The organism is Balneolaceae bacterium (assembly GCA_034521445.1).
Lineage (GTDB): Bacteria > Bacteroidota > Rhodothermia > Balneolales > Balneolaceae > JAXHMM01.
The window spans coordinates 94330-108115 of record JAXHMM010000006.1 but is presented as its reverse complement, the minus strand read 5'-3'; the positions used below and the strand labels follow the sequence as shown (position 1 = coordinate 108115).

7 protein-coding genes are annotated in these 13786 nt (G+C 57.1%); 5 read left to right on the top strand and 2 right to left on the bottom strand.

Annotated elements, in window-relative coordinates; translation table 11 throughout:
* Window positions 1-13 precede the first annotated feature (13 nt).
* From U5K31_07665 to U5K31_07645, 5 genes are all read left to right on the top strand, one after another.
* Window positions 14-2410: an ABC transporter permease gene (locus U5K31_07665; GenBank protein ID MDZ7772600.1), complete on the top strand. Its 2397-nt coding sequence runs from the start codon at window positions 14-16 to the stop codon at window positions 2408-2410.
* 107 nt (window positions 2411-2517) lie between these two features.
* Entirely contained in the window at window positions 2518-3975 is a 1458-nt protein-coding gene (locus U5K31_07660; protein MDZ7772599.1) for a TolC family protein, read from the top strand.
* A 364-nt stretch (window positions 3976-4339) separates the two neighbouring features.
* The gene (locus tag U5K31_07655; protein MDZ7772598.1) at window positions 4340-6760 is read left to right on the top strand and encodes an ABC transporter permease; all 2421 of its coding nucleotides are present in this window, start codon (window positions 4340-4342) and stop codon (window positions 6758-6760) included.
* Between the two features lie 22 nt (window positions 6761-6782).
* Window positions 6783-9107, top strand: a complete 2325-nt coding sequence (locus U5K31_07650) for an ABC transporter permease (protein ID MDZ7772597.1) — start codon at window positions 6783-6785, stop codon at window positions 9105-9107.
* A gap of 64 nt (window positions 9108-9171) precedes the next feature.
* Window positions 9172-11487: an FtsX-like permease family protein gene (locus U5K31_07645; protein MDZ7772596.1), complete on the top strand. Its 2316-nt coding sequence runs from the start codon at window positions 9172-9174 to the stop codon at window positions 11485-11487.
* 1 nt (window position 11488) lies between these two features.
* Here the strand turns inward: U5K31_07645 and U5K31_07640 are convergent, their stop codons facing one another.
* Window positions 11489-12622, bottom strand: a complete 1134-nt coding sequence (locus U5K31_07640; GenBank protein ID MDZ7772595.1) for an AAA family ATPase — start codon at window positions 12620-12622, stop codon at window positions 11489-11491.
* 139 nt (window positions 12623-12761) lie between these two features.
* Window positions 12762-13607: a S1-like domain-containing RNA-binding protein gene (locus U5K31_07635; protein MDZ7772594.1), complete on the bottom strand. Its 846-nt coding sequence runs from the start codon at window positions 13605-13607 to the stop codon at window positions 12762-12764.
* Between the last annotated feature and the right edge of the window lie 179 nt (window positions 13608-13786).

Below are 13786 nucleotides of genomic sequence, written 5' to 3'. Positions count from 1 at the left end.
TGATTCCCGAAGCATGCTGAAAAACTACGTGAAAATTGCCTGGCGCAACCTGGTCAAGAACCGCGCCTTTACGCTGATCAACGCCCTTGGGCTGTCGGTGGGTCTGGCCGTCTGCCTGATTATAGCTCTCTTTGTGGTGCGTGAGCTTACCTTCGACTCCTTCCACGAGGGGGCCGACCGCATCTACCGCGTGGTGGCCGAGGAGACCGAAAGCGGTGACATACGCACCGGACTGATGGAGGATATCGCCATGGGACTGGCGGAAGCGTATCCGGAGGTGGAATCCTGGGCCGTCAGCACCACCGCCCGGGAGCTGCTGGTTTCGGCCAACGGGCGACAGTTCTATGAGAATTCCGTACGGTATGTAAACCCCGGCTACCTGGAGCCTTTTTCCTTTCCGGTGGCCCACGGCAGCGTAGAGGGAGCCCTCGAGAGCCCCCGTTCCGTGGTGATCACCAGGCCGTTTGCCGAAAAATATTTCGGCAGCGCCAGCGTGGTAGGTGAGACCATCACCACCCGCGACGAGTCCACCATGCGCCTGGAAGGCGACGGGTTGGAGCGCATCGACAAAGGCGAGACCACCTACACCGTTGCAGCCGTGCTGGAGACCCTGCCCTACAACTCCTCCATTACTTTCGACATGCTGATCCCTTTTCAGCCGGAGAGCGGGTCGCCCTACTGGTGGAATTTCGGCAATGCGAATTATATCAAGCTGAGGGCGGACGCCGACATCGCCGCCTTCCGGGACAAGCTGCCGGCTTTTATGGAGAACCAGCAGCCCGAAGGCGCGGACGAGCAGTACGATCTCCGTGTACAGCCCCTGACGGATGCCCATCTCTATCCCAGTCTCGGCACGGCCACACGTACGGGGCCCCTCCAGTACATTTACATCTTTTCGGCCGCCGCCCTGCTGATACTGCTGATTGCGGTCGTGAACTACATGAACCTCTCCACCGCGCGCTCGTCCCAGCGCGCCCGCGAGGTGGGCGTTCGCAAAGTAATGGGAGGGCACAGGGGACAGCTTCTGCGGCAGTTTCTGATGGAGTCGGTGTTGCTGTCTACCATTTCCATGCTGGCGGCCCTGCTGATGGCCGAGCTGGCGTTGCCAACCTTTAACCGTTTGCTCGATACACGACTGAGCATGCAGCCGGTCTGGGAGCCCTTGGGTCTTGCCGTGGTGGCGGCCGTGGCCGTGATTGTGGGACTGCTGAGCGGGAGTTATTCGGCTTTCGTGCTTTCAGGCGTCTCTCCCTCCCGCGTGCTCAAGGGGCTCTTTCCGGGCGGAGCGGGCAGCAGCCGTTTCCGGAAGGTGCTGGTGGTGGGGCAGTTTACCGGCTCCATCATGCTCATTCTGGCTTCCGTGACCATCTACAACCAGATGGAGCATATACGCAAGCAACGCCTGAATGTGCGTGGCGACCAAGTGCTGGTGGTTGAAAACAAAAACGAGGCCGTCGACCAGCAGTACGATACCTTCAAGAGGGAGCTGCTTTCCTCTCCGGCCATAGAAAGTGTAACGGCGGGGCAGATGCCAGGAGATATTCGATTTCTCAGCGGTTTCACACCATCCGACACCACCTCGCAGTTTGACTTTCTAAATGTGATGTGGGTAGAGTACGATTATTTTAGTACATTAGGCTATGAAATGGTCGCCGGGACACACTTCCGGGATGCGGGAATATCCGATCTGGAGGCCGCCAACGCCAAGATCATTAACGAAACGCTGGCCAACGTGGAGGATCTGTGGGACAAGGTGGGACAGGAAATACAATACAACGGCACCGGGATTCTGGTGGGCATCGTGGAGGACTACCACATCGAATCGATGCACCAGCCCATCGAACCGCTGGTGGCGGAGTTCCAGACGGGTTCGCAGGAGACCATCCTTGTGAGGCTGGCCGACGGGCAGGTGAGCGGCGGACTGGAAGCGGTGCGGCGGGCGTGGAACCGTCACGTGACGGACCGTCCGTTCTACTATCATTTTCTGGACGAGCAGCTCGACCGGCAATACCGCACGGAGCAGCGCCTGGCCAACATCTTCTGGGTCTTTACGGTGATCGCTATCTTCATAGCATGCCTGGGTCTGCTGGGACTGTCAGCCTATACCGCCGAGCGGCGCACCAAGGAGATCGGTGTGCGCAAGGTGCTGGGCGCGACGGTGTCGGGTATCGTCGTGCTGCTCTCCAGGGACTACCTGAAGCTGGTAGCCCTGGGATTCGTGATTGCGGCCCCCGCGGCCTACTACGTCATGGGACAGTGGCTGGCGGATTTTGCTTACCGCATTACCATTGGACCCGGGATCTTTCTGGCGGCCGGGGGTACGGCCCTTCTGGTGGCCTTGGCGACGGTCATCTGGCAGTCCCTGAAGGCGGCCACCGCCAACCCGGTGGATTCGCTGCGCTCGGAGTGACGAGATTGTAAGTGTGCGACTATATTTCGTACCTATGAGTACTTAACCGAACCAAACGATACGCAATGGATTTATTCAGCAAAAAACGTTCATCAATCGTACTGATCATGCTGCTCTGGGCTGGGCTAGCCCTGCCGGTGCAGGCCCAGAGCGGGCAGCAGCTGGGCACGCTCACCCTGCAGGAGGCCATCGAAATTGCGCAGGACCAGAGTCCGGAGGCGCGCCTGGCACGCTTCGACATGATTGCCAGCCAGTGGCAGTACCGAGCCTTCCGGGCGGACTTGCTGCCCAGTCTGGACCTGTCGGGCGACGCCCCCAACTACAACCGCAGCATTATTCCCGTCACACAGCCCGACGGGAGCGTGGTCTTCCGCGACCAGGTGCAGTCAAATGCCGGTGCGGAGCTTTCGGTCAACCAGAACATTCCATTGACTGGAGGCCGACTTTCGCTGTCGTCGGAAATTGGACGCCTGGGCATCTTCGGCGGAGAGAACAGCTACCTCTGGAGCAGCACACCCCTGCAGGCGCAGTTTGTTCAGCCTATCTTCCAGTACAACAACCTCAAATGGCGCAACCGCATTGAGCCGCTGCGCTTTGAGATTGCCCAGAAGCAGTTTGTGCAGAACATGGAGCAGGTCGCCCAGCGAACAGCGCAGAACTTTTTCAATGTCTACCTGGCGCAGGTGCAGCTGGAGAACGCCCGTTTCAACAGGGCCAGCAACGATTCCATCCATACCATCAACCTGTCGCGCTACCGGGTGGGCGATATCTCAGAGAACGATTTACTGGCCTCCGAGCTGGAACTGAAAAACGCACAGGTGTCGGTGAGCAACTCCGAAATAGAATACCAGCGGGTGCTGAACAACTTCAAGATTTTCCTGGGCTACTCCACCGACGTCTCCATGGAGCTTGATGCGCCGGAGGAGCTGCCGGAAGTCAACGTCCAGATTGACCGCGCCGTACAGCTGGCCATGGAGAACAACAACGAGGCCCTCCGGTACGAGCTGCAGGAGATGCAGGCCGACGCCAACTTCGCGCAGCAGAAGGCGCAGTCCAACCTGCAGATGAATCTGATTGCCCGATATGGCATCAACAAGACCTCGGAGGACTTGGCCGATCTCTACACCGAAACCCAAAACAGCCAGTTCCTTACCATGGGTTTCCAGATACCCATTTTCAACTGGGGCCAACAGCGGGCGCAGGTGAACGCCGCACGCAACGAGCAGCGCCGAACAGCCACGATGATCGATTACCAGCGACAGCAATTCGTGCAGGGTGTGGAGACGCAGGTGAGGGAGTTCCTCCAGCGCAGCAACCAGGTGCAGCTGGCTCGCGAATCGGACGGTATTGCCCAGCGACGCTACGATGTGGCTCAGACCCGCTACCTGGTCGGCGACACCGATATAGAGTTCCTTTTCCAGGCCCAGGCCCAGCGGGATGCCGCCCGCGTGGCCTACATCCGAGAGCTGAGCCGCTTCTGGACCGGCCTCTACAACCTTCGGCGGATGACCCTCTACAATTTCAGGGACAACCAGATGATCGATTACAGTGTAGGCATGGAATAGCCGCGCGCCTTCAGGCGTCACCCTGCTCATCGCCCTGGCCAACCCGGTGGACACGCTGCGGTCGGAGTAGGAAGCGACAAGTGCCGATTACTGTTGGGATGGAATCTGTTCGGGCGGCGTGAGCATAGATGAGCACTGTTTGTTTCTATCAAACTGTACGCCTGCGTACACCCGTTGTATCAATACGAACAATTTGAGGGGACACATCTCCATATATCGATTGTTATGCCCGGTAAAGGAAACTGGTATGATTATTGGGGAAATAGTATCGTACCGGGACTGATTAGAGGTTTTCGCAGATCATTCGGATGAACCGTTTGCCGGTTTCAAGATGCTCATTTCAACAACGATACAGTGAGGTAACATGCTCAAGAATTACATCAAGATCGCCTGGCGTAACCTGTTCAATCACAAGATCGATTCGGCCATCAGTATCGGCGGACTGGCGGTGGGCATCGCATGCTGTATCCTGCTGGCGGCCTACGTGCGTTTTGAGTGGTCGTACGATCAATTTCACCAAAACGGCGACCGCCTCTACCGGGTGGTGGAAACGGAGACAAATCCCCGTACAGAGGAAGTTCGCCACGGGGCCATATCGCCGCACTTGTTGGCGGAGCGCCTGGAAGAGCAGCTGCCTGAAATTGCCTCCGCTATCAAAGTAGGGGGCGCCATGGTGCAGGTGGAACAGGAGGGGACCTTCCGGACGGAGCGGTCCCTGGTCGCCGGTCCCGAATTTTTTCAGATGTTCACCTTTCCCCTCCGGCAGGGCGACCCCTCCCAGGCCCTGGCCAGCCGGCAAAATGTGGTGCTGACCGAATCGAAAGCCCGGGAACTGTTCGGTACGACGGATGTGGTGGGCAACTCCCTCCCTGTGGTCATCCAGGATACCGAGCATGCCTTCACCGTATCTGCCGTGGCGGAGAATCCTCCCCGGAACTCCAGCCTGGAATTCGGCATGGTTATTCCCTTCGAGGCCATTCCCCGGGATTTTCCCGCAGGCCAGAGGGCCTGGGCCAGCGGCTGGGGCGAGACCTGGCTGCTTCTGAACGAGAACGCCGATGTCCGGACGCTTGCTCAGAAGCTGCCCGCCTTTGTAACAGACAACTACGGGGCGGTGGGCGAGCAGTTCAAGACGGAGCTCCGGCTTCAGCCGGTGGATGAAATATACTTCAGCCAGGAGGTCAGCTCCATGTTACCCCAGAGCAATCCTCTTTACCCGCTGGTGCTGGGCGTCATTGCCCTGGTGGTGCTGGCCATCGCGGGCATCAATTTTGTGAGTCTGACCCTGGGCCGCGCCGCCACGAGAGACCGGGAGATCGGCATACGCAAGGTGGTGGGCGCGGACCGCGGGCAGCTTGCGCGCCAGTTTCTGGGCGAGGTCTTCCTGACCTGCTGCCTGTCCCTGTTGGCGGCCCTGTTGCTTGCGGAGTTGCTCCTGCCCTTCTTCCAGCAGATGGTGCAGCAGCAGGTGACCATGAATTTCCTGCAGGATCCCGGGCTCCTGCTGCTGGTGGGGGGCGTGCTGCTGCTGGCCACGCTCCTGACGGGCGTCTATCCCGCTCTGGTGCTGTCGGGCAGGAGCATCGCCTCCATCTTCCGGAAGTCAACCGGCGGTGGCCGGACTTCTCCCTTGGTACGCTCGCTCATCGTGGTGCAGTTTGCCATGACCATTTCATTTATCGCCGTCACGGTGCTGATGCAAAAGCAGCTGCATTACATGACCAACACCGACCTGGGCTACGAGCCGGAGGGCGTGGTGCGCCTTGAGGCCGGGGGATTGGGCAACGCCGAACGCGGGGCGGAAATCTACCGTCGGTTCCACGAAGAAGCACGCCGCATACCCGGCGTGGAAGCCGTTTCCGGCACCTCCGGCCTCTTCGAGAATATGGAGGAGCTGGATGGCTTTACCTCGGGAATCTTCGGCGTGAGTACCGAAGCCTACAGCGGGGTAATACATGGCGAGGTGGCTGACGAACACTACATGGAGACCATGGGCATCGAGCTGGAAGCCGGAAGGGCATTCTCCCGGGAACGGCCCGCCGAGTTGAAGAACGGGATGATCGTGAATAAGCGCCTTGTAGAGGAGATGGGGTGGGAGCAGCCCATCGGCCAGACGATCGATGACAAATGGGGCAATTTCGAAGGCATGCAGGTCATCGGGGTCATGGAGAACTATCACACCATGAATCTCTACAACCAGATAGAGCCGGTGGCCTATATGCACCGAGAAAATCAAAGCGAATATCCTGTCTACAGTATCCTGGTGCGCATTAACACCGCCACGGTAAGCAGCACACTGGGGAGGCTGGAGGAGTTATGGACGGAGGTCGCGCCCGACGAGAACTTCAGCTACACCTTCCTGGAGGATTACGTGCGCAGGCAGTACGCCGAGGAGCAGCGTTGGGGAACCATCATGAAGGCTTCATCCGGCGCCTCCATCCTGCTGGCCTGCTTTGGGCTCTTCGGCCTTGCCGCGCTGGCGGCGCGGCGGCGCACCAAGGAGATTGGTATCCGCAAGGTGCTGGGGGCGACCGTATCGAACATTGTCACCCTCCTCAGTAAAGATTTCATCAAACTGGTAACCATCGGCTTCGTGATCGCCGTGCCGGTGGCGTACTATGCAATGGACTGGTGGCTGGCGGATTTCGCCTACAAGATCGAGATCGGAGCCGGCGTCTTCGCCCTGGCGGGAGGCGCCGCCCTGCTGATTGCCCTGCTGACGGTGAGCTGGCAGTCGATACGGGCCGCATTGGCCAACCCGGTGGAGTCGCTGCGTTCAGAATAATCATCCATTCAAAATAGCCCGCATGTTATCGAACCATCTTAAAGTCGCCTGGCGCAACCTGCGGAAAAACAAGGGCTACAGCCTGGTGACCACCCTGGGCCTGTCCGTCGCGGTGGCCTGCTGCATACTTGTAGGACTGTACGTCCATCACGAACTGACCTATGAGTCGCATCACGCCAAGGCGGAGCGTATCTACCGAATTGGCCAGCAAATGGAGTACAGCGGGCAGGAGGTGCTCAGCAACCGCTCACCCAGCCTGCTGGCCCGGACCCTGAGGCAGGAGGCCTCCGGCGTGGAGAACGCCGCCCGGCTGACCCGCAGGGAGAACACCCTGGTAGAGTACGGGGACCGATCCTTCTACGAGGATGACCTGTTCTACACCGAGCAGGCCGTATTTGACATGTTTACCGTTGCCTTTCTTCGGGGGAGCCCGCAAGAGGCCCTTGCCGCGCCCGGGAGCGCCGTGATCTCCCGACGCATGGCCGAGAAGTATTTCGGGGAGGAGGATCCGGTAGGCAAGGTGATTACCGTTTCCGAACAGGAACGGCAATTGACCGTAATGGGCATCATCGCCAACCCTCCCGGCGCCACCGAACTGCCTTTTCACATTCTGGCAAATCCGGCGGATAATACCCTGCAATGGGAGCGAATATCCTCCATCACCAGCTACGTGCTGCTGGCACCCGGTGCCGATACCGGCGAAGTCAAACAACAGATGCTGGCACTTACCCGGGCAAACAGCGAAAACCCGGCTCTGCAGGGCTATATGCTGGAGCGCCTGGATCAGCTGCATCTCTACGCCTTTGATGCGTCCGGCGACGTGAGTTATCTCTATATCTTTTCCTTTGCCGCGTTTTTTCTGCTGCTTATTGCAGTGGTCAACCATATCAACCTTTCCATAGCTCAGCTGATTCCGCGCAGTCGGGAGGTAGGCGTGCGGAAGGCCATGGGTGCCCGGCCCTCGCAGCTTTCCCTGCGTTTCCTTTCCGAGTCCTTCCTCGCGAGCCTCCTTGCCGTTACCGCAGCCCTGCTGATGGTGGAGATGGTCTATCCCCTGGCCAGCGCCATCCCCGGCGTCACGCTGAGTTCCTACGGGCTGCTCGATCCGTGGCTCTGGGCCCTTCTGGTTCCCCTGGTGCTTGTGATAACCGTTTTATCAGCCGCCTACGTGACGCTCTACCTGGCGCGCCTGGATCCCTCGGCCATCTTCCGTAACGAAACGGCACAGTCGTCGGGAAACAGCCTGCTGCGAAAGGGACTGGTGGTGTTCCAGTTTGCCGTCTCCATTGCCCTCATCTGCAGCACGCTCATCGTACAGAACCAGCTGGACTACATGATGGAGTCCGACCTGGGCTTCGACAGGGAGCATGTGATTACCATATCCCTGAAGGGTGAGCAGCAGCAACAGTACGAGGTGCTCAAGCAGCGTATGCAGGGGGTGTCGGGTGTAGAGGGCGTAGCCGCTTCCGGTGGATCGGTGGGCGTATCCGGGGCCATGGAATTTACGTTGGAGGAAGGTCCCTTCCCCCATTTTTCCGTGCTGACGGTAGATCCCCAGTTTCTATCTCTTATGGGCATTCGATCTCTTTCGGGAGCGCCCATGAACCTTCAGGAGGGAGAGTGGGTGGTCAATGAATCTTTTGCCCGTGCGGTGAATAGCGAGGAGTTCCAGGGCGAAAACCTGGGCGCCTTGCTTGGGCTGGATGCCCTGCCCTTCCAGGGACGGATCACGGGTGTGGTGTCGGACTTCCACTACCGCTCCCTCCACAGCGAAATCGGTCCACTGGCCCTTCAAATCGGACGTGATGGATTCAATACGCTGAATGTTCGTCTCCAGGCCGGATCGGTCGGGCCGACGCTCGACCGCCTGCGCGAGGCCTGGAGCGAAGTCGCCGGAGGCGTACCCATGGAATACACATTTCTGGACGACAGCATAGCCGATATCTACCGGAGCAGCCACCGCTTCGCACAAATTTTCTGGGCCTTTTCCCTGGTCACCATCGTTATCGCCTGTATGGGACTCTTCAGCCTGGCCGCGCTGGCAGCCCGCCGCCGAACCCGGGAAATCGGCATACGCAAGGTGCTCGGCGCGACTACCGAGAGTATCGTCGCCCGCCTCTCGGGCGATTTTCTCCTGCAAGTGGCCGTCGGCTTTTTGATCGCCGCCCCGGTAGCCTGGTATGCCATGGACCGGTGGCTGGCGGACTTTGCCTACAGGGTCGAAATCGGCATAGGTGTGTTCGCCCTGGCGGGTGGGGCCGCCCTGCTGATCGCACTGTTAACCGTCAGCTGGCAGTCGGTACGTGCCGCCCGGGCCAACCCGGTGGAGTCACTCCGAAGCGAGTAAGCATTCGTAATTCCTAAACCCCGGATCCATGTTTCTTAATTACATTAAAATCGCCTGGAGAAACTTGGCTCGTAATAAAGGATACGCCTTCATCAATATCGCCGGTCTGGCGGTGGCGCTGGCCGTGTTCATGGTCATCATTTTCTATATCCGGCACGAAACCAGCTACGAAGAGCACCTGCCGGAGTCAGACCAGGTCTACCGGGTGCTTATGCATTACACCGACAGCGGGAACATATTTTCGGGCACTCCTATGGGACTGGCTGGCCATCTGGAGGAGACTTATCCTGAAGTGTTGTTTGGGGTCAAGACCCTTCCCCCCTCCTCCATGCAGTACCTGTTTGAGTATGGCGACCGGCAGTTTTACGAGGAGGGGGTCATGACTGCCACGCAGGATTTCTTCCAGGTATTTTCCCATACTTTCCTGTACGGATCGGCGGAAAGGAGTTTTTCCCAGCCCGATGCGATGGTGATTACAGAGTCCCTCGCACGGCGACTCTTTGGAGAAGAAAATCCTATAGGAGAAACGGTTTCCCTGAACAAGCGGATGGAACGGCCGGTTACCGGCGTGGTGGAGGATCCCCCGTCCAACACCCACATGGGTTTCAAGGCGGTGATGAGAACGGAGGAGAGCGAGATGGGAAGCTGGCAGTACCATACGGCTCCTACCTATCTGAAACTGTCCGAAAACAGTGCGGCCGAGCTGGAACGTAAATTTCCGGATTATATCCGTACCTACGCCAAGTACAGGGAAGACACCGACCTGAGCACTCGCCGGATGGTTTTGCAACCTCTGTCGGAGATATATCTATATCCGGAGGGACGCCAGGGCGGGTCGGACAAGATGACCTACATACGGATATTTTTTGCCGTAGCTCTTCTGATTCTACTTATCGCCTGTGTCAATTATATCAACCAGGCTACGGCACGCGCCATGGAGCGGACCCGGGAAATCGGGGTACGTAAATCGGTAGGGGCCAGCCGCTTTCAGGTAGTGCAGCAGGTGATGGTGGAAACGGCTCTTACCTGCAGCATAGGCTTCTTTCTTGGGCTGATGCTGTTTGAGGCGCTCCTGCCCCATATACAGCAGGTGCTGGGATTGGATCTGAGTGCGATGAGTTGGTTGAATCTCGAGGGGGTTCTGATTCTCACAGCCCTTTTTGCGGGAGTTACTCTGATGAGCGGGGCCTACTGCGCCTTTTACATGTCGGGATTTACACCCAAGCAGATCTTCCAGGGACAATTCGGTGTCCGGGGAGTGTCGAAGGCTTCGCTTCGGAGGGGATTGGTGGTGATCCAGTTTGCCGTGTCCCTTGTCGTGATTTTGGCTACCGTACTGATATCCCGACAGATGACCTATATACAGGAAAATCGCATGGACGGAGAGGATGAGCAGATCCTGATGATCACCGACCGCAGCAATGCAGTCAGCGATCAATTTGATACCTTTCGACAGGAACTGCTCCGTAATACTTCTGTCGAGCAGGTGGCATTTGGAAATATGCTGGGGCAGCCGGGAATGTACATGCAACTGGAGGAGAACGAGCTGGACGTGCCCAGCCGGCTGTACTGGATAGAGGGCAGCCATTCCTACCTGGAGACCCTGGGGACAGACCTGATTTCCGGTCGTTTTCTAAGTCGTGATATTGACGGCGACAGCACCGATAACGTGCTGCTGAACGAGTCGGCCGCCCGGCTGTTCGGGGTGGAGGAGGCCCGCGGCCAGTTTGTCGAAAAACCGGTTAACGCCCATGTGGTGGGTATAGTGGAGGATTTTCACGCCCAGACTTTTTATGAACGGATCACCCCGACGGTATTCCGCTACGGAGAGGAAGGGTTGGCAAAGAGGAATCTTTTTATCCGACTGCCTGAGGGACAGATCTCGGAAGGACTCCGGCAGGTGAGGGAGACCTGGGATTCGTTTCAGACAGGCTATCCGTTCGACTACACCTTTTTGGACCAAGAGCTTGACAGCCGGTACCGGGCGGAGCTTCGCATGGCATCGGTGTTCAAAGGCTTCGCGGGCTTCTCAATTATAATTTCGTGCCTGGGACTTTTCGGACTGGCGGCATTCTCCGCCCGGAGGCGGACCAAGGAAATAGGTATACGCAAGGTGCTGGGGGCGACAGTCTCCAACATTGTGGCTCTGCTCTCGCGGGAGTTCCTGCTTCTGGTTGGCCTGGGCTTCCTGGTGGCCGTGCCGATAGCTTACTATGGGGTTAGCCGTTGGCTGCAGGATTTCGCCTACCGGATTGATTTGGGTGCGTGGACTTTCGTTGCGGTGGGAGCGGCCGTCTTGCTGATCGCCCTGCTGACAGTCAGCGGCCAGTCAATCCGCGCGGCACGGGCCAATCCCGCGGATTCGCTGCGGACGGAGTAGGTTACGTAATCCAGTCCAGGTAATTCGACTTATTTACCACTTCATAGCGAGCTTCAGGATAGGCCTTTGAAAAAGCCGCCGGTGGTTTGGCTCCTCTTTCCCTCCATTTGCATTCAATGGCCTGTATATTCTGCCGGTTGTCAAGTTCCAGAAAATCAATTTCCTGGCCATCGTAGGTTCGCCAGAAATAATATCTGGGAATGTGATTCCTGCTGCTGTTGAATTTCATGCGTTCGCCCAGGACATACTGCTCCCAAAGCTGGCCTATATCGTTGCGCGCTTGCAGGGGCCTGAAATCCCGGATTAATGCGTTGCGTATGCCGTTATCGTAAAAATACCATTTCTTTCTCTTGGTTACTTCCTTGCGCAGGTTCCGGCTGAACCCTCCCAACGGATAGATGATGAACACCTTTGACAACAGATCGAGATAGCGATCTACCGTATTCTTGCTCATCTGGAGGCTCTCTCCCAGCTCAACAGTACTGACCTCACTGCCGACCTGCCAGGCGAGAAGTTGCAGCAATTTATAGAGAACGTTTGCTCCTTTGACGTTTTCCAGAATAAGCAGGTCCTTCAGAAGATAGCTTTGAATAAGTTGTTGCAAATACTGCTCCTGGTCCCCGGTGCTCTCCATATGCCATAGTTCCGGATAGCTGCCATAGATCAATCGCTGTTCCAGGTTGAGGCGGGTAGTCAGGTGATCTTCTCTCACCGACAACTCAACCTGGGCAAGCGGATGCAGTTGATATACTATGTTTCTTCCCACCAGGGGCTCCCCGGTACGATATACAAAATCAAAACTGCTGCTTCCTGTGGCGATAATCGTTATTCCCTGGATCTGATCGATCATAAATTTCAGGCACATGCCGATTTCAGGGACTGCCTGCGCTTCATCAATGACCACAATTTTCTTGTCACCGATGATGCGGCGGTAATTTTTCACGGTTCTGTTCTTCAATATTTCGGCTATCTGCAGATCTTCGCCCGGCAGGATCAGCGTGTCGTTTTTATATTTGGTTGCGAGGTATTCAATAATGGTTGTTTTACCGGTGCGGCGCGTTCCATATAGAAGAATCACTTTCTGTTTACCCAGATCGCCTTCTATCTTGTTCGTGATGAATCGGGGTATGAGCATAATTATATTGACAAAAACGTCACTATACTGACTTAATTAATATTAATTAGGGTAGCACATTGACTTAATTTATATTAATAGAGTCAATAAGACAAGGGGGTATGGTATTCATACGGATGTGCCGACCATTCGTGGGGATTTATCCCTCCGCCAGATAGATCCCGTCGTCCTCAATCCTGATGATCTCCTTTTTATAAAGTAGGCCGATCGCTTTCTTGAAGGTTTTCTTGCTCATCTGCAGCCGGTTGCGGATCTCCTGAGGATCGCTTTTGTCGTGTAAATCCAGGTAGCCGCCTGCATCCTTCAGGCGCTCCAGGATGAGCCCGGCGCTGGGCTCCACCTTGTCGTAGCCAATGGGACGCAGGGTCACGTCGATCTTGCCGTCGTCCCGGATCTGCTTGATGTAGCCCTTTGTCCGGTCTCCGTAGCCGACCTCGGAGAAAAATTCATCGTGATAGATCAGTCCGCTGTACTTTTCGTTGATGACGACATTGTAGCCCAGGTCGGTGCGATGGCGTATCCACAGGTCCACCTCCTCTTCTTCCTGCAGATCTATCTCTCCCTTGTCCAGATAACGGTCAAACTTTTCGGTGGCGACGAGCCGCCCGCTTTTTTCGTCCAGGTAAAGGTAGACCAGGTAGGACCGTCCCTCCTCCATCGTACCGATCTGTTCGCTGTAGGGCACAAACAGATCCTTGCTTAGTCCCCAGTCTAGATAGGCGCCCTGCCGGTTGACGTCCTTCACCTTCAGCCGTGCGAGGCCGCCGAGGGTGATGGGCGGCTCCTGCATGGTGGCTGTCAACCGCTCCTCACCGTCCAGGAAGAGAAACACGCGGACGTTCTCCCCTTTCTTCAGCTCGCGGAAGGCCAGGCCGTAAGGCAGGAGCACCTCCTCGTCTGAGCGTGAGGATGTGTTCTGCAGGTAATAGCCGTGCTCGGTGCTGCGTGATACGTTGAGGGTCTGGTATTCTCCTAGTCTGAACATGTGGGATTTCGAGGTGCGGGGATGCAGGGTGCATGATAAAATAGGGGCTACCGAAGGATTCCCCAATGCTGATTCGGACCCTTCACCCTGCCGGAATTTCGGCCGGTATCATATAGAGGGAGGGAATTTCATATATTCGCGGGGGTACCCGGTCGAACGGCCGGCTTTTCAAATGCAAC

Coding starts and splice junctions, on each gene's coding strand:
- U5K31_07665 (MDZ7772600.1), top strand. CDS start 14: ATGCTGAAAAACTACGTGAAAATTGCCTGGCGCAACCTGGTCAAGAAC.
- U5K31_07660 (MDZ7772599.1), top strand. CDS start 2,518: ATGCTGCTCTGGGCTGGGCTAGCCCTGCCGGTGCAGGCCCAGAGCGGG.
- U5K31_07655 (MDZ7772598.1), top strand. CDS start 4,340: ATGCTCAAGAATTACATCAAGATCGCCTGGCGTAACCTGTTCAATCAC.
- U5K31_07650 (MDZ7772597.1), top strand. CDS start 6,783: ATGTTATCGAACCATCTTAAAGTCGCCTGGCGCAACCTGCGGAAAAAC.
- U5K31_07640 (MDZ7772595.1), bottom strand. CDS start 12,622: ATGCTCATACCCCGATTCATCACGAACAAGATAGAAGGCGATCTGGGT.
- U5K31_07635 (MDZ7772594.1), bottom strand. CDS start 13,607: ATGTTCAGACTAGGAGAATACCAGACCCTCAACGTATCACGCAGCACC.